The organism is Wolbachia endosymbiont (group B) of Eupithecia inturbata (assembly GCF_964030915.1).
GTDB lineage: Bacteria > Pseudomonadota > Alphaproteobacteria > Rickettsiales > Anaplasmataceae > Wolbachia.
The window spans coordinates 643,244-667,101 of sequence record NZ_OZ034987.1 but is presented as its reverse complement, the minus strand read 5'-3'; the positions used below and the strand labels follow the sequence as shown (position 1 = coordinate 667,101).

General features: G+C 34.3%; 19 protein-coding genes, 1 other RNA gene and 7 pseudogenes. 6 read left to right on the top strand and 21 right to left on the bottom strand.

Translation table 11 applies throughout. The features are described from left to right. Window positions 1-25 precede the first annotated feature (25 nt). The 5 genes and pseudogenes from ACQH21_RS03260 to pheS all read right to left on the bottom strand — a co-directional run. Window positions 26-220: pseudogene (locus tag ACQH21_RS03260) on the bottom strand (hypothetical protein); the annotation flags it as partial. Between the two features lie 16 nt (window positions 221-236). Further along, window positions 237-1,109, bottom strand: coding sequence for an IS982 family transposase (locus ACQH21_RS03255; RefSeq protein ID WP_425383942.1), 873 nt, complete (start codon window positions 1,107-1,109; stop codon window positions 237-239). Window positions 1,110-1,196: 87 nt separating this feature from the next. Next, window positions 1,197-1,490, bottom strand: a pseudogene (locus tag ACQH21_RS03250) (hypothetical protein); the annotation flags it as partial. A 60-nt stretch (window positions 1,491-1,550) separates the two neighbouring features. Then, complete coding sequence (locus ACQH21_RS03245; RefSeq protein ID WP_264375930.1) at window positions 1,551-2,786, bottom strand: NTP transferase domain-containing protein; 1,236 nt, start codon at window positions 2,784-2,786, stop codon at window positions 1,551-1,553. After that, window positions 2,787-3,830 carry a phenylalanine--tRNA ligase subunit alpha gene (gene pheS / locus ACQH21_RS03240; RefSeq protein ID WP_425384488.1) on the bottom strand — a complete coding sequence of 348 codons (1,044 nt, stop codon included), beginning with the start codon at window positions 3,828-3,830 and terminating at the stop codon, window positions 2,787-2,789. A gap of 681 nt (window positions 3,831-4,511) precedes the next feature. On the opposite strand from pheS, the gene ACQH21_RS03235 reads away from it, so the two are divergent. Genes ACQH21_RS03235 through ACQH21_RS03225 form a run of 3 tightly spaced genes read left to right on the top strand, consistent with a single transcriptional unit; the run spans window position 4,512 to window position 7,515 of the window. Continuing rightward, window positions 4,512-6,233, top strand: a complete 1,722-nt coding sequence (locus ACQH21_RS03235) for a hypothetical protein (RefSeq protein WP_425384487.1) — start codon at window positions 4,512-4,514, stop codon at window positions 6,231-6,233. Window positions 6,234-6,273: 40 nt separating this feature from the next. Further along, window positions 6,274-6,870 (top strand): riboflavin synthase, encoded by a 597-nt coding sequence (locus ACQH21_RS03230; protein ID WP_064085308.1) that lies wholly within the window; start codon window positions 6,274-6,276, stop codon window positions 6,868-6,870. A 57-nt stretch (window positions 6,871-6,927) separates the two neighbouring features. Beyond that, entirely contained in the window at window positions 6,928-7,515 is a 588-nt protein-coding gene (locus ACQH21_RS03225; RefSeq protein ID WP_211907805.1) for a CvpA family protein, read from the top strand. Between the two features lie 147 nt (window positions 7,516-7,662). Here the strand turns inward: ACQH21_RS03225 and ACQH21_RS03220 are convergent. Beyond that, window positions 7,663-8,893: pseudogene (locus tag ACQH21_RS03220) on the bottom strand (IS256 family transposase). 60 nt (window positions 8,894-8,953) lie between these two features. Between ACQH21_RS03220 and ACQH21_RS03215 the strand changes: the two are divergent. Beyond that, window positions 8,954-9,139: a hypothetical protein gene (locus ACQH21_RS03215; protein ID WP_425384486.1), complete on the top strand. Its 186-nt coding sequence runs from the start codon at window positions 8,954-8,956 to the stop codon at window positions 9,137-9,139. Between the two features lie 7 nt (window positions 9,140-9,146). Here the strand turns inward: ACQH21_RS03215 and ychF are convergent, their stop codons facing one another. After that, a complete protein-coding gene (ychF, locus tag ACQH21_RS03210; protein ID WP_425384485.1) occupies window positions 9,147-10,241 on the bottom strand; it encodes a redox-regulated ATPase YchF in 1,095 nt (364 codons plus the stop codon). Window positions 10,242-10,359: 118 nt separating this feature from the next. Between ychF and ACQH21_RS03205 the strand changes: the two genes are divergently transcribed. Continuing rightward, window positions 10,360-11,541, top strand: coding sequence for a hypothetical protein (locus ACQH21_RS03205; RefSeq protein WP_425384484.1), 1,182 nt, complete (start codon window positions 10,360-10,362; stop codon window positions 11,539-11,541). Between the two features lie 257 nt (window positions 11,542-11,798). Here the strand turns inward: ACQH21_RS03205 and ACQH21_RS03200 are convergent. Further along, window positions 11,799-12,627 (bottom strand): annotated as a pseudogene (locus ACQH21_RS03200) (IS630 family transposase). Window positions 12,628-12,855: 228 nt separating this feature from the next. Continuing rightward, complete coding sequence (locus ACQH21_RS03195; RefSeq protein ID WP_010406361.1) at window positions 12,856-13,632, bottom strand: enoyl-ACP reductase FabI; 777 nt, start codon at window positions 13,630-13,632, stop codon at window positions 12,856-12,858. 262 nt (window positions 13,633-13,894) lie between these two features. On the opposite strand from ACQH21_RS03195, the pseudogene ACQH21_RS03190 reads away from it, so the two are divergent. Next, window positions 13,895-14,522 (top strand): annotated as a pseudogene (locus ACQH21_RS03190) (IS6 family transposase). Window positions 14,523-14,734: 212 nt separating this feature from the next. Here ACQH21_RS03190 and ACQH21_RS03185 read toward each other — a convergent pair. From ACQH21_RS03185 to ubiH, 12 genes and pseudogenes are all read right to left on the bottom strand, one after another. Then, window positions 14,735-15,163 carry a ClpXP protease specificity-enhancing factor SspB gene (locus tag ACQH21_RS03185; RefSeq protein ID WP_425384483.1) on the bottom strand — a complete coding sequence of 143 codons (429 nt, stop codon included), beginning with the start codon at window positions 15,161-15,163 and terminating at the stop codon, window positions 14,735-14,737. 16 nt (window positions 15,164-15,179) lie between these two features. Further along, window positions 15,180-15,515, bottom strand: a transfer-messenger RNA (tmRNA) gene (gene ssrA / locus ACQH21_RS03180). Window positions 15,516-15,963: 448 nt separating this feature from the next. Next, window positions 15,964-16,977, bottom strand: coding sequence for an Obg family GTPase CgtA (gene cgtA, locus ACQH21_RS03175; protein WP_425384482.1), 1,014 nt, complete (start codon window positions 16,975-16,977; stop codon window positions 15,964-15,966). Beyond that, a complete protein-coding gene (gene eno / locus ACQH21_RS03170) occupies window positions 16,965-18,239 on the bottom strand; it encodes a phosphopyruvate hydratase (RefSeq protein ID WP_425384481.1) in 1,275 nt (424 codons plus the stop codon). Before eno ends, cgtA begins: the two co-directional genes overlap by 13 nt. 98 nt (window positions 18,240-18,337) lie before the next feature. Next, window positions 18,338-18,454 (bottom strand): annotated as a pseudogene (locus ACQH21_RS03165) (WPE palindromic element domain-containing protein); the annotation flags it as partial. 120 nt (window positions 18,455-18,574) lie between these two features. After that, window positions 18,575-19,573, bottom strand: coding sequence for a glutamate ligase domain-containing protein (locus ACQH21_RS03160; RefSeq protein WP_425384480.1), 999 nt, complete (start codon window positions 19,571-19,573; stop codon window positions 18,575-18,577). Window positions 19,574-19,582: 9 nt separating this feature from the next. After that, entirely contained in the window at window positions 19,583-20,194 is a 612-nt protein-coding gene (locus ACQH21_RS03155; RefSeq protein WP_425384479.1) for an SURF1 family protein, read from the bottom strand. Between the two features lies 1 nt (window position 20,195). Further along, entirely contained in the window at window positions 20,196-20,672 is a 477-nt protein-coding gene (gene bfr, locus ACQH21_RS03150; protein WP_425384478.1) for a bacterioferritin, read from the bottom strand. Window positions 20,673-20,725: 53 nt separating this feature from the next. After that, window positions 20,726-21,199, bottom strand: a complete 474-nt coding sequence (locus tag ACQH21_RS03145; RefSeq protein WP_264375594.1) for an RDD family protein — start codon at window positions 21,197-21,199, stop codon at window positions 20,726-20,728. Further along, complete coding sequence (locus tag ACQH21_RS03140) at window positions 21,199-21,840, bottom strand: HAD family hydrolase (protein ID WP_425384477.1); 642 nt, start codon at window positions 21,838-21,840, stop codon at window positions 21,199-21,201. The genes ACQH21_RS03145 and ACQH21_RS03140 overlap by 1 nt, the downstream gene beginning before the upstream one ends. A 167-nt stretch (window positions 21,841-22,007) precedes the next feature. Continuing rightward, window positions 22,008-22,634 (bottom strand): annotated as a pseudogene (locus ACQH21_RS03135) (IS6 family transposase). Window positions 22,635-22,680: 46 nt separating this feature from the next. Further along, entirely contained in the window at window positions 22,681-23,850 is a 1,170-nt protein-coding gene (gene ubiH / locus ACQH21_RS03130; protein WP_425384476.1) for a 2-octaprenyl-6-methoxyphenyl hydroxylase, read from the bottom strand. Window positions 23,851-23,858: the final 8 nt, after the last annotated feature.

Below are 23,858 nucleotides of genomic sequence, written 5' to 3'. Positions count from 1 at the left end.
TGTCTACTTTTTCTGGGTAAGGTCAATTCGTTCTCTCAGAAAGTGGAAGATTAATACCAGCACCTATCTGGTAGGAAAAAAACTTTTTTACGTCTGGCTGTTGACCTTGCTGTGCTGGTTGAGATACTTTAGCTCCACCTCCTACACCAAAAGTAACATAAGGGGTAATATCCGTACTTTCAAATTGATGATGATAATGAAGCTTTGCCATGAATCCTAACTACCTCAGTTGCGGATTAGCCAACGAAGTAAAGCTTAGAAATGCAGGGCTTTTTCGGCTGCATGGAATATGAAACAAGCGTAGAAAAAATGTGTACCAAAAAATTTATCGGTGATCTATGTCTTGTATGCTCAATCTCAAAGTTGTTTTTCAGAGAGCCAAAAACTGTCTCAATAATCGATCTTTTTCTTAACAAAATCTTCTCATTTAGCGCCATTAATGAGTTTTTCATACCCTTTTTTATACTGGTTACAAGCTTTAACCCTCTATCGAATAATTCGTGAAAAAGATCTTTTTTGATATATCCTTTATCTCCAAACAATAATCCAGTCAATTTCTGAGTTAAATTTGGCACAGGTTTTCTATCATCAATGTTGCCTTTTGTCACCGTAACCCCTTGAATTTCGCCAGCTTCGTTGATTACTAGATGTAGTTTAAAACCGAAAAACCACCCATAGGTAGTCTTTCCAATCTTTGCCAACCCTTTGAAAACTTTATTTCTCGAGGTCCTTTTTGGATGGCAAACAGCGATAGATGTTGCATCTATGTACGAAATCCCTGTCACTTTTGACTGTTCGCAAAACCATTGCATTAAGAGCACTAAATACCATAAAACCCTAGATTTTAGCCTAATAAACCTACTATAGGATGGCAATTTTGGAAACGCTGATTCGTATAATAATTTCAAATAATGCACATAGAAAATTTTAAAATTGTCGCACTTGGATTGGTGATATAGCAATATTATGGTAAGAATCTCTGAATGCGTAATCTCTGGCGTCCTGGTTGGTTTTTTGCTACTTGGTAGAAGTTTTTCTGCAAAATTCTTGTCAACTGAATTGCAAAAATCGTCGATCAGGCAAAATAATTCTGTTATATTTTCATTCATTGGTAACCTCTCTATTTTGTAAATAATTTTCCGAGGTTACCCTATTTTCCTGGCTTTTTCACTGATTTCTAATCCGCAACTGGGGTTATAAGGAGTAATACCCGTATTTTCAAATTTATGATGATAATGAAGCTTTGCCATAAGCCCCACCACTGCTCCAAATTCTTCATCAAGAGTAGGTTTGATTAGAGAATTAATAATAGGTTTGATTACATAGCCAACTGAAATTTTAACGCTATCTGTATAGTGAAAACCAACGTCATAATTAACACCAAGCCGGCTATATGATAAAGAAGTATAAATTCTATCTTTAATCCAATCAACTCCAAAAGATGGTACTGAAAGAGAACAACAAACCAACAAGGTAAATAATTTTTTCATTTTTATCTAAGATCTCAGCATATGCATATATAAGCATAACCATCAAGAAAAAAATTGGAATTATTTTATTTTTTTAGTTACTTGCCTTTCTCTTGCAATTGCAAGACTTCCCTTTGGCACATCTTTCACTATAACGCTACCTGCTGCAATGACAGAGTCATCATGCACATTAAGCGGTGCAATTAATGAACTATTGGCACCAATAAAACAATTGCTTCCAATATTTGTTTTACGTTTCTTTTTACCATCATAATTACAAACAACAGTACCTGCACCTATGTTACTCCCCTGCCCTACCTGAGTATTTCCTATATAACTTAAATGCTTTATCTTAGTATTTATACCTATATCACTTGCTTTTGTTTCAACAAAATTACCTATGATTGCACCATCACCTATTGTTGTATTTTCACATTTGGCAAATGGACCAACCCTAACACCAGATCCTATTTTTACTCCAGGACCAAAAAAAACGTATGGGTAAACAATCGAATCCATACCAATTTGCGTATCAAGAGAGAAGAAAACAGTTTCTGGAGCAACAAGCGTTACTCCAGAGTTAGTGAAAAACTTTCTTTTTTCTTCTTGAAAGTAAAACTCGGCCGTTGCAAGGTCATTCCTATTATTTATGCCAGTTGCCTCCTCCTCATCAGCAATAACATAGCCGACATTTAAATTACTCTTTACTGCAATGGCAACGATATCGGTCAAGTAATATTCATGAGCTTGGTTATTACACTCTATTTTCTCCACCAATTCACGTAGATTCTTTTCACGTGCAACCATTATTCCGGCATTAGCAAGAAATTCCTCATCATTATTTCTACCATTTTGTGCTTCTACGATTTCTCTTAGGGAACCGTTCTCAATAATTAGTCTACCGTATCCTTTATTATTAGTTTTAAACCCAAGACAAACTAAAGCATTGCTCTCTCCTAAGCAGCTTATCATTTTAGTTATTGTGCTGCTTTTTATTAGTGGAGTATCCCCATACTGCACAACAACTATATCTGACAATTCTTTCAGGTTTCTCATTGCAATTTTGACTGCATCCCCTGTACCGAGCGTTGACTCTTGTGTAATTAGTTTTATACCCTCAAAGCATTTCAGCCTTTGAGTTAAAGGCAAATCGACTACAATAACTATTTTTTCAGGATTCAGCTGCTTTGCATTGTAAATGACATGCTCAAGCATGGAGAAATTACCTATTTTGTGCAGAACCTTAGGCAAGCTTGAATTCATTCGTTTACCATGCCCAGCAGCAAGTACAACAAATGTATAAGATTTATTTGTCACTTATCTTAAAGACGAAAAATGAAAACCATAATGGTTGAGCCAACTAACTCTATTGTCGTAAAAGCTCCTTAGATCACTAATTTGATATTTCAGCATTGCTAGCCTTTCTATACCAATCCCAAATGCAAAGCCACTGTATTTAGTATGGTCTATTCCAACATTTTTAAAGACATTTGGATGCACCATACCACATCCAAGTACTTCAATCCATTTACTACCTTTATAACTTATGTCCACTTCTGCAGAAGGCTCAGTAAAAGGAAAAAAACTATTACGAAAGCGTATTTTTAGACCTTTATCTCCGAAAAATTTACTAAGGAAGCGATGAATAGTAAATTTTAATTGGCCCATATTGACATTTTCATTAACATAAAGCCCTTCTATCTGATGAAACATAGGAGTGTGAGTTGCATCAAAGTCATTTCTGTATACCCTGCCTGCAGCCACTATTTTAATTGGAAAAGCTTTTATCTTTTCCATAGTTCTAATCTGCACAGATGAGGTATGAGTGCGCAGCACCATTCTTTTATCGTTTATTTTATTCTTTAAGTAGAAGGTATCTTGCTCCTCTCGCGCAGGATGATGACTTGGAGTATTTAGCGCATCAAACACGTGAAATTCATCTTCAATATCAGGACCATCAACTGCTTTGAAGCCCATATGTGCAAAAATGAGCTTTACTTCTCTTATAACTTTACTGAGTGGATGAATCTTGCCAATTCTTTCGGGCCTAATAGGCAGCGTGATATCAACCGCTTCATTTTGCAGTTTTAATTTAACTTCTTCAGCTTTTAGTTCATTTTCTTTGCTTGTTATAAGCTGGTCTATCTTATTGCGTAAAACATTAATCACTGCACCTAGGTCGCGTTTTTCTCCTGCATCATCTATATTCTTTAAGTCATCGAAATAAGCCTTTATTAGACCCTTTCTCCCCAAGTATGACAACCTAACTTTTTCTAAATCTTGCAAAGAAGCAGCATTTTCAATCTCAGAAACTGCCTTATCTTCAAGTAAAGGTATTTCACTTATTAGCTCTTTATTCACCTTAAAAACGCTAGCTTAAACTTTCATTATAGTGAAGTCTTTAATATCATCAATAAAACTATTCGCATAAAAAGTTGTCATCAGAGTAGCTGATCTCTATGATGGTATCATTAAAATTGCCCCTATCCGAGTGTTTCCTTCTTCTGTCATTCCAGTGCTCCGACACTGGAATCCAGCCTTTACTTAACAATAAAAACTTAGCATAACTTTCGTGCTCAAAAAATTCCTGAATTCCAGCATCAAGTGCTGGAATGACATCTCTATAGGACTCCTAACCAATCCAAAATATTAAGAAATTCACCAAGCAAAAAAAAGGCAAAAGAATCTCCCAGTAGTGAGTTTTATAATGTAAATTGGCATTGTAATAATGTTCTAACGCTTATTTTAAGCGGATTTTGGCTGAATGTAGAAAAAATAAAAAAGACATGCAGCCGCTATAATTTTATGTAATTTGCCAATAAATATCTGAGTTTTTTTACTGAATTTTGTCATTGAATCTGCGCAGATCAAAAACAAGGATAAATACTCTTATTGTCATGATAAGGAAACTGATGAGGTTTGTAAAGTAACTTCTTCTGCTCTTATTGAATCCAACGCGCCGCTGTTATGCAAGGGTGCTATAATTATTAATTTATTGACTAATTATGTTTTTTATTTCACTCTACATTAAAAAATTTACTCATGCATAGTAGTAACATAGAAACTAAGAAAAAATACGAAATTGAGGGTTTACCTAAGTTTTTTAAGGATAGATCTAAAAAAATAAGTAAGGCATTTTCTAATGAAGTACTGGAGATTAGCACCATTCGCTCAAGAAGTGTTGTAAGTGATACACAAGAGTTTTCATTTAAGCTCAAGCTGCTAACAGAGGTAAACCCTAATACAACATTACCTCAAATAAAACATTTAATTGACTTTTTTAAAATCTGCCTTTCTCAGGAGAAAAACTTCACAGCCAATATAAAAGTACCAAAAGAAAGTGAAGAACTATACAACAACCACCATAAAGCGAATAAAACTGTAGAAGAATTCATAAGTAATGCTTCAATTCAAATCCTTCTGCAGGGCATAACGATAACGCTAAAAACAGACAAAAACATCAATCTAGATAGCTTGCAACAAATCGAGGCACTCTTAAATGAGAAGCTAAAACATGTAGAAAAAGCCAAAAATGAGGAGCAAAGTCAAGATATATCACAAGTAGAAGAAACTGAAAATAAAAACGAAAATGTGGTTGAAAAAAGGAACAAGCAAGATAAACAAATTGTGCAAGGTTCGTTTGGCTACAATATAGTAAGTAACAGAAAGCAAATTACACGCGCACCAGTAATTGTTGCTGCAATGCATGAAAATATTTCCTGGCTTAGGTCTCTTTTTCAGCCATTCAATTTTTTTAATACGGCACAATTCTTTTTCCCACAACTGCCCAAATTTTCTATACAGAGTAACAATATGCCACCTGGTGTTATTCCAGCACTTGACCAAAAAGAAAAAGAACCAGTGTTAGACACTCGGATAACAGAGGGTAGTATAGGAAATTTAGTCCCTCAAGAAACAGAGCGGGATATAGGTCAAATTAGGTCACACACAGATTATTTTAAGGCTAATAGAAAAAAGAAGTCAAAAAAGCAGGCTAAAGAATTATTGCAAGAAGAAAAACAATCAATCATAAAACAAGCTCAAATTGATGCTAGAGTAGCTATGATAGATAATGTAGCTAAGCACAAGGGAAAAAAACTCGATGAAATATTCGTAGAAGTAGTAAGTGAATATAAAAATCAAGATCCAGAAATATTTCACAATATTTTCAACTCAATGTTTAATATTATTTATTTCCAAGATAAACAACTACATGAAGTATTAGAACCAGATGAGATATCAGAAGCATTAGAAATGCTGAAGATACCACAAACAGCCGGCAAATCTTCTTTTCCAAAAGAGTATTTACACAAGCAAGTATATAGAAAAAAAGAGCAGTTGATTAAATTAGTTTCAGGCCAACCTTCTCCACAGCCTAAAAATGTTTCTCATGAAATTTTACCAAGCAAAGCTGTAGACCATTTACCAAAAACAAATGAAGCTAAAACTCGATTGCCTACTAATATTAGGCTCAAATCAACATTAAAAGCTATGTTTTCTTCGAAAGAGACTTATTTTTGTCTATTTTTAGTAGCAGCTTCTATATCAGCACTCTGCCTATGGCACTTGCCGCTGGGAAAAGTGTCAATTTTAAAGGAATTGGTGCTAACAGAAAAAAGGGAAAGTATCGGTCTAACATTAAACATAGGGTTACCAATATTAATTACACTGTGCGTTTTGAACCTGGCTTACTTTCTATATTCTGAATATTCTGTAGAATCTATTGAGCAGATAAGTAAAAAAGATCTTCCTTTGCGCACCTAACAAATAAGATCTTTTGTGATATAATTATTTATTTTATTGCATGTTTAAAGGAATTATCAAAGATATTGGCACTATAACTGATATCACTATCCACCCTAACTCTGATCAAATCTTCCATATTGAGACACAAAATTTATCCTCTATAAACAAAGGAGATTCAATATCCTGCTCCGGAGTGTGTTTAACTGTTGTCAACATAATGAGCAATGTATTCACAGTTCAAGTATCTCAAGAAACCATGAAGGTTTCTAACTTAAATACGTGGAAAACAGGGAAAAAAATAAACCTAGAACAAGCAATGAAACTGAGTGACAGAATTGACGGCCACTTGGTTCAGGGTCATGTGGATGACACAACAGAAATTTTAACAATCAATCAAAATTTAGAATCTCATGAAATCAGACTATCATGCCCACAAGAATTAATTAAATTTGTTGCAAAAAAAGGTTCTGTAACGCTAGATGGAGTTTCCCTTACAGTAAATTCAGTTGTCGATCAAGAATTCACTGTGAACATTATTCCCTACACATGGAAAAATACAACTTTTCAATATAACAAAACAGGTAATTACCTAAATTTAGAAGTTGATATGATTGCTCGGTACTTAGACCAGCTGATAAAATATCAACACAATTAATTTTACAACTTTGTTATTTACAACTATTATATCTTGAAAATCATATAGATACAAAATATGTTTTTCGATAGCCTAATTATCTTTATTATTGTCTTGTGTGTAATAATATCGATAACTAGAGGTTTTATAAAAGAGCTATGTGCATTAATGTTCTTGCTCTTATCAGTCTTTTTGACAGCTAGTTACTATGATTTTTTTATTATAAATTATAGTAAGTATTTTGACTCTAAAGTTACACAAAACATACTTTCTACAATCTCTGTATTTATCATACTTAATCTTACATTCATGACAATGAATAACTGGCTAATGTACATATTATCACCTATAAGGTTGGGATTAATGGATAGAGTTACTGGAATCTTTGTCGGAGCACTCAGAGGAATATTGCTTTCTTATGTACTATTTTTTGCTGTGCACTTATATTGCCACACAGTATATGATAAAAAAGAGGGAGAGTCTAAAATAGACGCAGAAGACATATTGCCCAATTGGATAATAAATTCACACTCTTATCAGGCTTTATTTGTGACAACAGAAGAAGTAATTAACATGTATGTACCAGAGTCATTGATACTAAAAATAAAAGAGATCGGTGAGGAAATGGTTGATCAAGAAAAACCTCAAAACAATAAAGAAAAGTGAGTGTTGATTTTCTATAGCTAAACTATCCTAGACAGCTGTTATCCACAGCAGTGCGCCATAGGTTACCAATTCCTATTACTAATCAAACAAAACTGCAAACATTGACGAATAAGGGGAATGTTCAAAAAAGTGTGTCAAAGCGAATTTTTAGTTCAACTCAATTTTTAACCTATCAGGAAAAAAGATATCAAGTTGAGATATAGTTAGAGCCCAATTAGGCAAAGCCATAGCCCATTTTTGCTCTATCTTTTTTATAGCACAATATACCAATTTGTACAAGGCATTTGTACTGGTAAATGAACCTTTGGTTTTAGTAAATTTTCTGATTTGTCTGTGCAACCCCTCAATTGGATTGGTGGTATAAATTAGCCTTCTAACAGGGCCAGAATACTTAAAATAACTAGACAAATTTTCCCAATTGTTTTGCCACGATTTTATGACTAAAGGATATTTTTCACCCCATTTTTCCTCCAGTTCAAGTAAATAATTTTCGGCGATTTCTCTACTTGTAGCACGGTATATTTTTTTCAAATCATTCATAAAAACTTTTATATCTTTGCTGGATACGTATTTTAGTGAATTTCTTATTTGGTGCACAATGCATAACTGTACCTCAGCATTGGGAAATACGCTATTTATAGCTGTAGGGAAGCTTTTCAGACCGTCAACACAAGCTATCAAAATGTCTTCTACTCCTCTCTCTTTTAAGTCATTTAATACGCCTAGCCAGAAGTTAGCTCCCTCACTTTCTGCTAAGTAAAAACCCAGTACTTCTTTTCTGCCATTTTGGTCTATTCCTAATATATTGTACATGCATTTACTTATGCAATGTCCATTCTCTTTGACCTTAAAAAACATCCCATCCATAAATACTATCGGGTATACTGATTGTAGGGGACGACTCCTCCATTCATTGATTATAGGCAGTAATTTATCTGTAATTCCAGATATCTCTGCTGCAGATATTTTATGGTCATAGATTTCTTCCACATAGGATGCTATATCCCTGTATCCCACACCGCTTGCAAACATGTTCAAGACCTTTGTTTCAAGTTCTGGATGTAAGCTTGTTTGCCTTTTTTTCACTATCTGTGGTTCGAAACTTCCCTCTCTATCTCTTGGTGTCAATAGTTCAAATACTCGTCTTCAAAGTTTTGCCATTCTTTCCGTTTCTTCGATTCTTTTCTTCTCTTTCATTGGATAAATGATGCTCTATTTCACCTTCTAGACTTGCTTCCAGCAGCCTTTTTACAAATGGTGTTAATGCTCCATCTCTCCCCATCAATGGTTTACCTTCCCTTATTGATGACAGTATATTTGCTTCCAGCTCTTTGTAATCTACCAGGCCAGTCGTTCCATTTTCTATTTTGTAACTCATATATCAAACCTCTATTTTTTGTTTCTATTTTATTTTTATTTCTCGGTTTGACACACTTTTTTGAACATTCCCTTTTTAGAAGAACGTCTGGAGTACGTACTATGTGAGGAGGAGAAGAATATACAACCACAGGGGAAAGAAGTTGTTACAACACCTAGCTCCATTCTCCATGACGTGGAACTAGATGAGATCAGCGAAGAGGAAGCCATAAAGAAAGGCTGGACTCCCGGGTACTTTGGTAGTTAGATGTATACTACACATTAAACCTAAAGTGCATTATATCGCCATCTTGCACGATATAATCTCTGCCTTCGAAGCGAATTTTCCCTGCATCTTTGCAAGCTAATTCGCTTCCATATTTTATATAGTCTTCAAAGCTTATGGTTTCTACTTTTATAAAGCCCTTTTCAAAATCAGTGTGAATTACACCTGCTGCTTTGTCAGCTGTTGATCCTATCTTTATTGGCCATGCACGTGCTTCTTTGGGGCCCACAGTAAAAAAAGTTATCATACTTAGCACTTCATACATAATACGTGCTACTCCATCAAGTCCTGATTCTTGTAAGCCAAATTCTGATAAAAAATTCTGTTTTTCCTCTTCACTATCAAGATTTGCAATATCTGCTTCAAGTTTCGCTGAAATACAATAAAATTTGCTTTTATTTTCTTCCGCCATTTTTTCCACCCTTTTAGATAGTTCATTACCAGTTATGATATTCGTATCTTCAACATTGCATACATACATAACAGGCTTTGTTGTTAGCAATTGAAGCAACTTCATCTCATCTTCATCGATATTCTCCAAGCTTCTTGCCGGTTTACCTAATTTTAAAGTAGCTAATACCTCTTGCATTAATTCAAGTTGTCTCTTTAGCTCTTTATCACCTTGCTTTGCTTTCTTTTCCAATTGAGGAAGCCTTTTTTCTATGCTATCAATATCAGCTAGAATTAACTCCATTTCCACTATTTCAGCATCTGATATTGGATCTATTTTACTGTTTACATGGCTGATATCGTCATCCGTAAAGCACCTGAGCAGATGAACAATGGCATCAACTTCTCTGATATGACTCAAAAATTTATTTCCTAGTCCTTCACCCTTGCTCGCACCCTTAACCAAGCCGGCAATATCGACAACTTCCAGTTGATTGTAGATTATTTTCCCCGAGTGAGCAATCGAGGCAATTTGTTTCAAACGCTGATCTCGTATTGGCACTTTGCCAACATTTGGCTCGATTGTGCAAAAAGGATAATTTGCAGCTTCAGCTGCACTTGACTCTGTAAGTGCATTAAATAAAGTTGATTTTCCTATATTTGGTAACCCAACTATACCACAGTTAAAGCTCATATTTGCTATTTAAAGCCTTAATTATTGCATAATTAAAAAATTTTTGCTATACCTAATTAGTTACTTATTAATAAGTTAGTTAATATAATAACATATAGCTTGAATTAAGGTAGAAATTATGGTTGGGCTTAGAAAACGGAAATTACCAAATGGTTTTGACAGTATTGAAAATGCTAAAGGACGCAAGACTTCAGAGAGTAATGTAGAAAAAGAACCTTCTAATAACCAAGTAGTTAAATATGATACTGCAGGTGATGGCAATTGCTTTTTTCATGCAGTGTTTGGTGATAACAGTTTTGGTACATATAAAGCTGAAAGAGCGCAAGATATGAGAATGGAATGGCACAAATTTTTAAGTCGATTTACGTCTTTAGATGATCCAAGTATGCCAGCTCCTTTAAAGGATCAGCTAGAAAAGGTTTTTAATATGTTTTTTAATAAGCCAGGGGATTTAACTGGCAAGTCTGATAAAATAAAGGGTCTGGTTAAGCAAACAAATAGGAAAATTGAAAATGCTGAAGGTAATGTGAAGAGGTTAGTAAGTAGAGCTGTTAGCAAATTTAATATATCGCATAATCAAGCTGTGCTTAATCTAAGTGAATATGCAGAGGCTCTTGATGGCATTGGTGAGAGTGACTATAATGCCGAATATAACAGTGATTTTATTACACGCTCATTTCTTGACAAACCTGAACTCTATCAATCCTATCTAGAAGCAATAGAAAGTAAAAGTTATTTTCCTTTTATTGAAGAAATTCAATTATTAGCTTCTTTAGCTAACATTGAAATTAATGTCCATTGTAAAGTTAGCGGCAGAGAGAAACAACAAAAGTTTGAACCAAATCCTGAAATGATAAACAATGATCAACTAAATCAGATGTTTAATCGTGAGAGTTATAAATTAAATGACGAGTTATGGGGTAGTAAAGAGAGAGAAACAATATATCTTGAAGGAAATCATTACTCTAGGGCTAAAATTGTAACTCAAGAGTTAATAAAACAGCAGCAGGAGCAAGAAGACTTTCTATTAGCAAAACAACTTCAGATAGATGAAATTTTGGAATATTGTGATCTTTCAAAGGATATCTCTGAGAGAGTAGAGATTGAGAGGGAGTTTGATGAGTTATTGGCAAAAAATGCTGATGGAAAAATTGGTGATGTTATAGGGCAGTGCATTAATGATGTACAGCAACGTATAAAATGCCTTGAGGAGCCAGTCTTATCAAGAAGGTGCAGTGTGGAAGAAGCACGTGTAGAAAAAACATTTTATCAACAACAAGTACCACAACCTGTAAGATAAGTCTTCATAGTCTATATACTTCTATAGGGGGGGCATTCTATAATAAAAGCCATGCTCATTTTTAACCACTGCTTAATAAGAATAAAGTCTTAGCAAAACAAACACAAGAACAATAGGATTTCTTGCTTGCAAAGCAACTCCAAGATCGGGAGGAAAAAGACTTTTTCCTTGCAAGGCAACTTCAAGAGCAACCCTCACGCACAATCTCTTAACCCAAATGGAGGAAGTATAGCCCTTCCCATAATAGTCCAAAAAGGTCATAAGAAAGAAGAATCGACAGCATGACGAAAAGATTTGAATAAAGGAATGTTTTTCCTGGTTCTGTTTTTTATAGCAAACCAATAATGTTCAATTTTGTTAAAATCTGGAGAATATGGAGGAAGATATAAAATTTCTGCACCAACTCCTTTAGCAAATCTTATTAGACTTATGAAAAGTAGCATTATCAAGGATAACAGTTTGTCCAGGTTCCAAAATCGGTGTCAGAAACTGCTCAAACCATTTATTAAAGATATCCATATTGCAGTGGCCTTCAAAGGTTAACGGAGCAATTATTTTTCTTCCACTTAAGGCTGCAACCATGCTAATTCGTTGAGTTTTCTTCCCAGATTTTAGGGCATAAAACCGCTGTCCTTTCTGGCAATAACCATAGGTTCAGTGTTATCAATGCCAGACTCATCTATATACACTAATTCTTTAGGTTCTTTTGTTGCTATAACCTTTGAAAATTGAGCTCGCTTTTCTTCATTTCTTTCTTTATATCCGTAGGTCTTTTTTTTCTTGTGAATCCTATATTTTTAAGTGCTCGATGAATTGTTTGTCTACTAATATTGCCCCAGCATCTCTGACTGAGTTTTGCCACCTTGCTCATTTGCAAATTCGGCAAATGCATTCCAGTCGGTAATTTTATGCCACGCTTCCAAGCTTTTTTGATTGAAAATCTCCCGTTTTCTCACGTCTTTTCTTCCACTCATATAAAGTTGTTTTTCCGATCTTAAATCTCTTGGCAACAGTTTCTCCACTCTCTCCTTCATCCAATGCTTCCATTACCTTTTTTCTTAAGTCATAACTATTTGCTACTGGCATCCTTACCTTCACTACTATCAATCCATCTTACTCTTTTTGGACTATTATGAGAAGGGCTATAAAAATAGAAGATCAGCAGCAACAAATACTTATAAAATAACAACTCTATGGTTAATGTGCGAGATTTAATTAAAAAATGTTGTCATTCGAGTAGCTGACACTGGGCTCCAATGTCAATTACTCGGATAACAAAAAAACACAGGCTTCACATGCATCTGCAGTACTGTATTAGTCTACTATCTTCATTCCCACAACATTATACCCTGAATCAACATGTAAAATTTCTCCAGTTGTACCACTACTCAGGTCGCTTAATAAGTATAGTGCTGCCTTGCCAACATCTTCTATTGTAACATTGCGTCTAAGTGGAGAATTACTTCTATTCCATTCCGATATGGAGTGAAAGTCACTTATTCCAGAAGATGCCAAAGTTCTGATTGGACCAGCAGAAATTGCATTTACTCTGATGTTCTGTGGTCCGAGATCACATGCTATATATTTTACACTTGCTTCAAGTGCTGCTTTACATAAACCCATCACATTATAATTTGGCATAACTTTTTCAGCACCATAGTAGGATAAAGTAAGTAAACTACCGCCATTTAACATCATTTTTTCCGCTCTTTGCGCTAAAGCAGTAAAAGAATAGCACGATATATGCATTGCATTAATAAAGTTGTTTAGTGAAGTATTGACATATTTACCATTTAGCTCATTTTTATCGGAGAATGCTATTGCATGTACCAAAAAATCAATAGCACCCCACTTCTCCTTTATTTCCTTAAAAGCATTATCTATAGTTTCCTCATTTGAAACATTACAGTGCAATATTAACTCTACATTTAATTCACTTGCTATTGGTAATAATTTCTCTTTTATTGTTTCATTTTGATAAGTGATTGCAAGCTCAGCTCCATGTTCTGAGAGGGTCTGTGCTATACCATATGCTATTGACCTTTTATTTATTATTCCGGTTATTAACCCTTTTTTGCCCTGCAATATCATAGAATTATTTGCCTTTTTTATAATTTGAAATATTAACTAGGCAAAGTCAATTATGTTTTAACTGTAGCTAACGTATAAAAAAGGTTCTGTCGCATCTATAAACCATAGGAAAGAAGATCATTAAAGGTGGGATTATAGGAGTTATGAAGCCATTAACATAGCAAAATTCTCAAAATTTGAATCATACGAATATTTTCGGTTCTGTCGCATTTGTAGGGAAGTAGAAAGAAGAATGATATAATTGTCTAAAAAAAAAGCAAAGATGTTTCGTATCAATCAAAAATTGTTGCCATATTTCAAAGGATTTAGCTTTTCAGCGGATGTTATCTGTATACATGAAATGTCGATTCTCTTTGAGCTATCGAGATTTGGAAGAAATGATGAGTATAAGGGAAGCAAAATGCTACGTTACAAAGGTGGGTTATCACCACTGATAGATGAGGCAGTAAGGAAAAGAAAGAAGCAGGTTGGTAGTAGTTGGAGAGACTTACATTAAATTAAACGGTAAATGGGTTTATTTATATACTGTAGACTTCCTCTTGTGTGTTAGTAGAGACAAGTCTGCAGCACTTGCATTCTTTCGTAAAGCCTTCAGGAGTAACTATCTTCCTGAGAAAATTGTAATTGATAAAAGCGGCAGTAATACTGCTGCTCTTGATGATTTGAATGCAGAAATTTCTGAAGATTACAGTTCTTCAAATAAAATATCTAAATAATATTGTTGATAGATTTATCAAAAAACTAATAAAGCCAATGCTTGGGTTTAAAAGCTTCCATTCCGCAAAGATTACCATCACAGGCATAGAAAATATTCGTATGATTCAAAAAAGACAAATTATTAAAATAATGTTTCTACTTTTGAGAATTTTGCTATGTTAATGGCTTCATAACTCCTATAATCCCACCTTTAATGATCTTCTTTCCTGTGGTTTATAGATGCGACAGAACCGTTGGTAAACATGAAAGCGCTTTACAACGTTTTTTATGTGAAAGCCAATGTCAGCTACTCAAATGATACCATTTGTTATAAACTCACTTTTACTCTATGGTCTTGTCGATATCCTGAACAGATACAATATTTTTTATTTATAAAATGAAGTAACTACTTATCGTAAAGTTGATCTATAGATATAATACTACCATTTGATGACTTTTCAGCACATTTCTCACTTTCATATTCTTTATCAGAATCAACGCTAAATACTAAAGTATCTCCTGAAATTTTATCATGAAACTCACTAATAGCAAAAAACGGTACAGTGACTTGTTCTTGTTTTCCACGAAAGCTCAAACTGACGCTAAACTTATCTTCAAGAACTTTTAGACCAAAAAATTGATGCTGTAATATAATAAGCATTTGAGTAGGGTATGATTCTTTCAAGTAGCCTGGTATGACAACACCATTAAAGCGCGTAAAAAACAGTATCTCTAAGTGAGGAGTAAAAACATTATCTAATATGGTATTCAAAGCCTTTTTGATAACTTGAAATTTAGCATAACTAAGCGACTTCTGATAATCTGTTTTATCCATATAACCCTTACATGTTTGGGGGAACTTCTGTTACCCGGCGTTCCCTAAACCGTGCTTATAGCAATGAAGTTATAGTGCCTAAATTAAGCAGCTAATGCAACATTGTCTTCAGCAGCAAAGTTATCGTTTGCATCTAAATTGTGAACTCTTAGCGGTGGTATCTAACCGAGCAAAGCTACCATCTTTACTATGCATGTCGATCCTTACTCGCCCCCGTATCAATCAAAAAATATGGTGGAGGCGCCGAGTACTGCCCTCGGGTCCAATACACCTATTACAAGGTAATTTTATTGCCATAGTACAAAAAATGCACATCTTTATTATACAGTAGTATTGAATAAATGTCAAGTTGTTGAACGTAAAATCGGTTGTAAGCTAAAAAATTAATATAAAAATTACTTCGCCTATTTATCTAATCTTAGTATAATCAAAGTAGAGATATTTTTAGAGCTCAAAATCTATCTTCGTCTGCAGACTTTTTTATCAAATAATCAAACTCAGTAAAGAATGTAGAGTATCTTCTTCAGCGCAAATGGGTGCACACATATGCTTAATCTCTGTCGTATGTGCGTTACATTTTTTCTGTTCTTTATTAATAAATATGGGGGATTCTATGCCTAATTCTTAACAAAAAACTACTCAAATGCTTTTGTAGCTATTGAATTTCTGAGTTCAAGAAAGCAAGAGACAGTATGAGAAATGGCACAAGCCGAAAAAAAGATAAGTTGTGGAACAAAAAATGCAGACAACTGTGGAAAATTACCCACTGGAATCCAGACTTTGATTGTCAAATAAAAAATTCACATCTTAAAAGGATCATATACATTAATTTCCTTAATTTTCACTTTTTCATTTAATAATCTTAAGATGGGCTGTAAATCATCGTCGATTGATAAGCACAGTACTTCTCTATCAAGATAATTGGCTAAATGATTCTTCTTCTCAAGAATTTCTGTTTCTTCCAATAAGTCACATTTATTTAACACTACAATTTCCTCTTTTTCAACAAGATCGCTATTGTAAAGCTTCAGTTCATTATGCGTACAATTATAAGCTGAAATAATGTCATCGTGAGTTACATCAATTAAATGCAGTAAAATTTTGCACCTTTCTATGTGCTTTAAAAATTTGTGTCCGAGCCCAACTCCAAGATGAGCATCAGCGATTATTCCAGGAATATCTGCTATTATAATTTCGCTATAATCCACTTTTGCTACACCTAAATGTGGTCTTATAGTAGTAAATTCATAATCGCCTACTTTCGTATCAGAATTTGAGCAGCGGGTTAAAAATTTAGATTTACCTGCATTTGGCATACCAATAATGCCAACATCAGATAAAACTTTTAGCTTCAATATTATATTTCTTTCTTCGCCAGGCTGACCATGGGTAAAATGTCTTGGTGCCCTATTGGTAGCAGATTTAAAATTGGTATTCCCAAGTCCACCTTTTCCACCTTGTACTACTTGAAATTCGATGTCGGGTTTATCAAGATCTACTATCACTTCCTCACTTTCTTCATCGATTATTTGTGTACCAACTGGAACTTTAAGTATAATATCTTTTCCTGCTGTGCCAGATCTATCTCTACTCGTACCACTTTTTCCATTACTCGCTTTAATGTGTCTTCGACAACGAAAATTAAGCAAAGTGTTGAGATTTGCATCACTGATGAAAATTATGTCTCCTCCCCTGCCACCATTACCACCGTTTGGACCACCAAATTCAACGAATTTTTCTCGACGAAAACTCGCGCAACCATCGCCACCATCACCTGCTTTTAAATATAATTTAACTTCGTCTATGAAATCCATGCTAACCCGCGATAATATTTAGCATTTTCTCCTAATGAACTTTCTATTCTCATCAATTCATTATACTTTGCAAGCCTATCAGAACGCGACAGCGAGCCAGTCTTTATTTGCCCACAATTCGACGCAACTGATATGTGGGATATCGTTGTATCTTCTGTTTCACCTGAGCGGTGAGAAATAATAGCCCTGTAGCCATTTAATTTTGCCATTTCAATGGCAGCAAAAGTTTCCGTAAGTGTTCCTATCTGGTTTGGCTTGATTAGTACAGCATTTGCCATTTTCTCCTCTATTCCTTTACTTATTAGTTCACAATTTGTAACAAATAAATCATCCCCGACTAATTGAATTTTACTTCCCAATTTTGCAGTAAGTAATTTCCAACCTTCATAGTCGTCTTCATTCATTGCATCTTCTATAGAAATTATTGGATATTTGCCTACAAGGTCAAAATAATACTGAACCAATTCCTCTGAAGTGAGTTCTCTGTTTTCAAATTTGTAAACTCTATTTTCATAAAAAGTAGATGAAGCAACATCAAGACCCAGTGCAAAGTGATTTTTCATCGAATAACCAGCAGATTCTACAGCCTGAATTATCAGATTAAGAGCTTCTTCAGTGCTACCAATGTCTGGTGCAAAACCACCTTCATCTCCTACGTTTGTGCTATAACCTTTTTTCTTAAGAATGCCGCGCAAGTTATGAAATACCTCTGCAGATATTCTTATTGCTTCACTGAAAGTTTCAGCACCAACCGGAAGAATCATAAATTCTTGAAAATCGAGTTTATTATCTGCATGTACTCCACCATTAATGACGTTAATTAGCGGAACTGGCATCTGCTCTTCCCCTACTCCCAAATACTTATATAACGGCATTTTAAAGCTGTTTGCTGCTGCTTTTGCAACAGCAAGAGACACACCCAAAGTTGCATTTGCTCCAAGTTTAGATTTATTTTTTGTTCCATCTAGTTCAATTAAAACTTTATCAATTGCACTCTGGTTTGCTGCATCCATGCCAATGATTTTATTTGCTATCACTTCACTCACAGATTGAACAGCTTTCAGCACTCCTTTACCACAATACCTTTTTTCATCTTGATCTCTCAGCTCCAATGCTTCTAGTTTACCGGTCGAAGCCCCAGAAGGGACAGCGGCTCTACCTGTTGCTCCATCACATAGTTCTATTTCTACCTCAATTGTTGGGTAACCCCTGCTATCTAAAATTTCTCTTGCAAATACACTGCTAATTGTCTTTTTCATCATGCTAAACCTCTACTAGATTCACAATTGTGTGCACGTTCGGGAAATGTCACCCCAGCGCTGTAACATTCCAGTGTACGAACATTGCAACCTACAGATAAACAGATAATTTGAGTAGCAGATGTTGTCATTCCAGTGCTTGACACTGGAATCCAGTTTTTATTATACAGCCACTTATTTAAAGTTAAGTTTTCTGGATCCCAGTGTCTGGGCACTGGGATGACACCATTCTTAATGGAAGCTATCCCCATATCACAATGTCTGTACAGTTGTTTGCCTAGACACTGGGATCCAGTTTTACTACACAATTTTATCATATAAATCACCAATGCTTAAGTTTATTTTACTAGCAGCAGCTTTGCAGCTTCTCTTGCTAGTTTAGCTATATTACTACCAGCACCAATAAATAATACTACATCTCCTGAACTTGTCGAATTACTAATAAAATGTGAAATGAGTAAAGTATTATTCATAATCTTCACATCATTAAACCCATTACTGATCAAGGCTTTTTGTATATCATCAATTCCACAGCCAGGAATAGGCTTATCTTCTGGAGGATGGACAGGAGTGAGAACTACATAGTCAAACATCATGAAAATTCGTACAAATTCATCAAAAAAATTACGAATACGAGCAAAACGAAGCGGCTCGATAATTCCTGTTACCTTTCCTTTAGTGGTCAAACGTGCTGCTGCCAGGGTTGCCTGTATTTCATTTGGGTGGTGAGCATAATCCTCAATTAACTTAACACCTTTAATATCGGCAATTAAAGAAAATCTCCTTGCTACTCCTTTAAATTCTAAAAGACCTTTTTTAATCTCTTCATCACTAATTCCAAGTTTCACTGCAACTGATATTGCAGCCAGGGCGTTGCTAACTTTATGCATTCCTATTGCATTTGATAGCACTACATTCTTTATAATTCTGGTACAAGGTTGAATATCTTCTTTTTGTCTTTCGAGAGCGAGTTCTTTTAATTGAAACACTATATGTACATTATCATCATCAATTTCAATGCGTTGAACTAATTTTCTAATTATATTAAGTTTAGTCTCCCAATCTGCCTCTGATAAATCACACTTTTCCTTCGTTATGTGCTCTCTTACCATCTTAACTTCTTCCCATACTACCTCTTCTAGTATATCCGCGCGTATTGATTTGCTGTTACATTCACCAAAACGTTTTCTAGAACAACGATAGTAACTTTTTCCTCCCTTAGCATTATTTATTCCACAATAAGTATATTTACAATACTGACATACAATTAATTCTTGTAATAAGTATTTACTTCCACTTTGTTGCATTTTTTCTATTTGCAGCTTTTCTTTTTCCACACTGCCTCTCTACGACTTATATCTATTTTGCCTATAGTAAAATACGCACATAATGAGCCAAATCAAGGAAAGTGCAAACCAAGTAATTGCGTATTCAAGATGCTTTATTGGCTGTATAGTCAAATTGCCACCAAAATTGTCTTGCCACAATATACATTTTTCTAGCTTAATACCTAGATCATTGGAGATTTCTTCTGTACTTAAGGTAAACCACGTATTTGAAGCAATATCATTTTTGATAAACCAATTTTTGCTACCATCACAACACAAAACTCCACTCAAAGCTACTTTTTCAATTTTTGCTTTTTCTTCTTTTTTTTCTCTGACTATTCCTTTATTTATTAACATATAATGTCCATTGATAAGCAACATAGGAGACAGGACATGATAGCCACGTTGACCTGCGAAAACATATAGTTCTATATCACTTAAAATTCCGTCGATTTTAACGTGTCTGTAGTTAAACTTTGAAAGATTATAACTAGGCAGTAGACGAATAACTGGAAGATCCATATTTTTGATAATATTGTTCTTCCAATTTAACCTAAATAATTGCCATAACCCGAGTGAAAAAAGAAGTAAAAAAGGTATAATGAAAATAAATAATGTTTTTCTTAACACTCTATATTTGTGTTCTCAAGTAATTTTCAATACCCATAAGCTCAATAAGGTCAATCTGTTCTTTGATCCAATGTAAGTGCTCTTCCTCATTTTTCATTAGCTCTTCTAATAACATTACACTAACGCAATCCTTTTCTTTTTCAGCAACAGAGATTGCCTCTCTGATGCCCTTTATACCTCCTTCTTCCAACTTAAAATTATCTTCTAAGATTTTCTGTATTGTATCTTTTGTGAACTTTCCTTCATACTTTGAGATTTGATTTGTATCTTGAAAATTTGGCACGCCCTTAAGCAGTAAAATTCTTTCTGCTAGCCTATTTGCATGCTCAAGTTCTTCATTAAGCTCGTTTTTCATCTTTTCTGCAAGTTTATTAATTCCGCTATCTTTAAGAATCGCAAAATGCAAAAGATACTGGCGTACAGAAGTCAGCTCATTTGTAAGTAATTTATTTAAATGTTCTACTATTTCTTTATTCATAACCTTTCTTTAGCTAATATACCAATGTAATCTACATAACAATCAAGGCAACATCAATTCATTTTTCTCACAACAATCGTATCAAATAGCACATCATGAAATGCCTGTTTCCTCTGAGAGAAGCAAGCAACTAAATACCAACTGAAGGTAAGCATCACTATAATCACTTCTAGTGTACTTAAAGCATTTACTGATGTTTGAAAAAGTTTGATAAAGGTGATAATTGAATTATTTAGCATAGGAAGGAAAAACTGAGAGATAGTGCGATCAAATGCTAAGCTCAAACCTATTTTAGAACTATCTAAAGTGATAGTATATATATTCATTAACTGTTGACCAGGAGTTGCTTGAGCTGTTGAAGATATAAAATATGTAAAGTAGCCACAATGTATACACATGTATGACAGGTGTAAAATTAATGGAAAATCCCCTAATGACAACACAATTAGTAAGGTTGGAATTAATAAAATTGCTACATCTATTAAATATGCGCAAAAGCGCCTGTGTACACTAGCGATCTCTGTCATTACCACCTATCTTTCAAATACTTTACTATGAATTCTGTAAGTTTATTAAAATGTTGAAAATATAACAAATCTTCATAACCTCTTATTGATTGTCCGTATACAATAGGTAAGCAATTTGCATTTTGTGTACATAGAATGTCTGTGATGCTGTCACCAACAAAAAACACATTTTCTCTATTTACAGGTAGCGTACTCTCCTCTAGTGCAAATAGCAGTGGAGTTGCAGATGGCTTATCTTCTGCAGTATCACATGATCCAACTATTCTTTCAAAGTAAGAATCTAGTTTAAAGTAGGCAACTTCTTGACGTAAATTAGTATTTTTCTTATTGCTAACTATCGCTAGGTAAATATTGTGGCTTTTCAGTGTCTGCAGCATTTTCTCTACTCCTTCATTCAGAGTAATATTTTGTAACAATGCATTATCTAGGTATTTTTGATATATCTGATTCGCTTTTTTCCACTGATCACCAAACAAATTGACCATGTAGCTCTTTCTTGATTCATGAGAATTTCTATCAACAACTTTACTGCCAGATCCCATCAAATCTAAAGTATGCTTAATGGCATTAGAAATATTATCTTGAGTATCAACTAAGGTATTATCCCAATCGAATACTACCGCTAATCGGCTATTTTTCATTTTTATATTGTGACGTATTTTAAACTAATAAGTAAATAATATTTTGATGATAAAGCTTCTATGTTAATCATTTTTACATAGTAACCTAATACACTGGTTATATTATATGGTTCTGTCGCATCTATAAACCATAGGAAAGAAGATCATTAAAGGTGGGATTATAGGAGTTATGAAGCCATTAACATAGCAAAATTCTCAAAAGTAGAAACATTATTTAATAATTTGTCTTTTTTGAATCATACGAATATTTTCTATGCCTGTGATGGTAATCTTTGCGGAATGGAAGCTTTTAAACCCAAGCATTGGCTTTATTAGTTTTTTGATAAATCTATCAACAATATTATTTAGATATTTTATTTGAAGAACTGTAATCTTCAGAAATTTCTGCATTCAAATCATCAAGAGCAGCAGTATTACTGCCGCTTTTATCAATTACAATTTTCTCAGGAAGATAGTTACTCCTGAAGGCTTTACGAAAGAATGCAAGTGCTGCAGACTTGTCTCTACTAACACACAAGAGGAAGTCTACAGTATATAAATAAACCCATTTACCGTTTAATTTAATGTAAGTCTCTCCAACTACTACCAACCTGCTTCTTTCTTTTCCTTACTGCCTCATCTATCAGTGGTGATAACCCACCTTTGTAACGTAGCATTTTGCTTCCCTTATACTCATCATTTCTTCCAAATCTCGATAGCTCAAAGAGAATCGACATTTCATGTATACAGATAACATCCGCTGAAAAGCTAAATCCTTTGAAATATGGCAACAATTTTTGATTGATACGAAACATCTTTGCTTTTTTTTTAGACAATTATATCATTCTTCTTTCTACTTCCCTACAAATGCGACAGAACCAACCCCATAGCATGTCGAACGAAGCTTTTTTTAAGAAAATCTGAATTTTCAACTACCATTAAACCAAGATTGCTCAGAACTTTAACGCAAAGTATTCTGTTGGAAAATATTCTATTTAGTCCATCAGTTGCAAGTGCCATAGTAAAATTATCAAAGTATCTATCACGTGAAATTTTCTTCAATAGATAATTACTGCCAACATCAATGCCAGAGGATTTTGCAGCAGTTATTTGTCTAATAACACTCTCTACATCTCTCATTCCAAGGTTAAGTCCTTGACCTGCAACTGGATGGATTGAATGTGCTGCATCGCCAATAAGCAAAATTCTGCTTTTATGAAGCTTTCTCGCAAAAGTAAAACTCAAAGGGTAAGATTTTCTTTCACCCTCTAATTCAATTTCTCCCAAATAAGAACCAAATCTTTTTTTGAGTTCTATGATAAACTCCTCTTCAGATAAGCTCATCAGCATTTTTGAAATTTCGCATTTTTCTGTCCAAACTATTGAAGAAGTATAGCCACCTTTCATTAGCAAAATTGCAAATGGACCACCAGGAAAAAACCGCTCTACAGCTAAGTTTTGGTGATGTAGTTCATGTTTTACATTAAATACCATGCTATTTTGTTTATAATCAAATTTTATTATTGTTATAGAAAACAACTCTGGCAGCTTAGAGTTTTTACCTTCAGCGCAGATAAATAGCGATGATATCAATTTTTGATCATTATCAAGAGTAACTTCCACGTATCCTTCGTCACAAGCGATTGTTTTATAGAAACGTGGAGAATATATATTGAGTTTATGCAAAAAATTATTATTAATTGCATTCCATATAATAGCGCTCTTGATTACATAACCCATTGGCTCTTCACCAACCATTTTATGGTCATAATGAACAGTAAATGGGCTATCTCCATCTAATATGCATATATCAAGTATTGGTTCAGCTTCATCTTCTAAGAACTGCCAAATTCCTAATTTTTCTAGTATTTTTTTTGACCCTTGAGAAATAGCAAATGCTCGATTATCATCAACTGCACGTGGTAAACTATTTTTCTCAATTACGGCTACAGATACAGAGTCATTACTCAGGCCAATAGCAGTAATAAGACCAATTAGCCCACCACCTGAAATGATTACATCGTAATTCATTTTATTTA

What these genes read in the sequence shown, in the direction of transcription:
- bfr (WP_425384478.1), bottom strand. Translation starts at nt 20,672, where the DNA reads ATGAATAAAGAAATAGTAGAACATTTAAATAAATTACTTACAAATGAG.
- ACQH21_RS03140 (WP_425384477.1), bottom strand. Translation starts at nt 21,840, where the DNA reads ATGAAAAATAGCCGATTAGCGGTAGTATTCGATTGGGATAATACCTTA.
- ACQH21_RS03235 (WP_425384487.1), top strand. Translation starts at nt 4,512, where the DNA reads ATGCATAGTAGTAACATAGAAACTAAGAAAAAATACGAAATTGAGGGT.
- ACQH21_RS03225 (WP_211907805.1), top strand. Translation starts at nt 6,928, where the DNA reads ATGTTTTTCGATAGCCTAATTATCTTTATTATTGTCTTGTGTGTAATA.
- ubiH (WP_425384476.1), bottom strand. Translation starts at nt 23,850, where the DNA reads ATGAATTACGATGTAATCATTTCAGGTGGTGGGCTAATTGGTCTTATT.
- eno (WP_425384481.1), bottom strand. Translation starts at nt 18,239, where the DNA reads ATGATGAAAAAGACAATTAGCAGTGTATTTGCAAGAGAAATTTTAGAT.
- ACQH21_RS03185 (WP_425384483.1), bottom strand. Translation starts at nt 15,163, where the DNA reads ATGGATAAAACAGATTATCAGAAGTCGCTTAGTTATGCTAAATTTCAA.
- ychF (WP_425384485.1), bottom strand. Translation starts at nt 10,241, where the DNA reads ATGAGCTTTAACTGTGGTATAGTTGGGTTACCAAATATAGGAAAATCA.
- ACQH21_RS03255 (WP_425383942.1), bottom strand. Translation starts at nt 1,109, where the DNA reads ATGAATGAAAATATAACAGAATTATTTTGCCTGATCGACGATTTTTGC.
- ACQH21_RS03230 (WP_064085308.1), top strand. Translation starts at nt 6,274, where the DNA reads ATGTTTAAAGGAATTATCAAAGATATTGGCACTATAACTGATATCACT.
- cgtA (WP_425384482.1), bottom strand. Translation starts at nt 16,977, where the DNA reads ATGGATTTCATAGACGAAGTTAAATTATATTTAAAAGCAGGTGATGGT.
- ACQH21_RS03205 (WP_425384484.1), top strand. Translation starts at nt 10,360, where the DNA reads ATGGTTGGGCTTAGAAAACGGAAATTACCAAATGGTTTTGACAGTATT.
- ACQH21_RS03195 (WP_010406361.1), bottom strand. Translation starts at nt 13,632, where the DNA reads ATGATATTGCAGGGCAAAAAAGGGTTAATAACCGGAATAATAAATAAA.
- ACQH21_RS03145 (WP_264375594.1), bottom strand. Translation starts at nt 21,199, where the DNA reads ATGACAGAGATCGCTAGTGTACACAGGCGCTTTTGCGCATATTTAATA.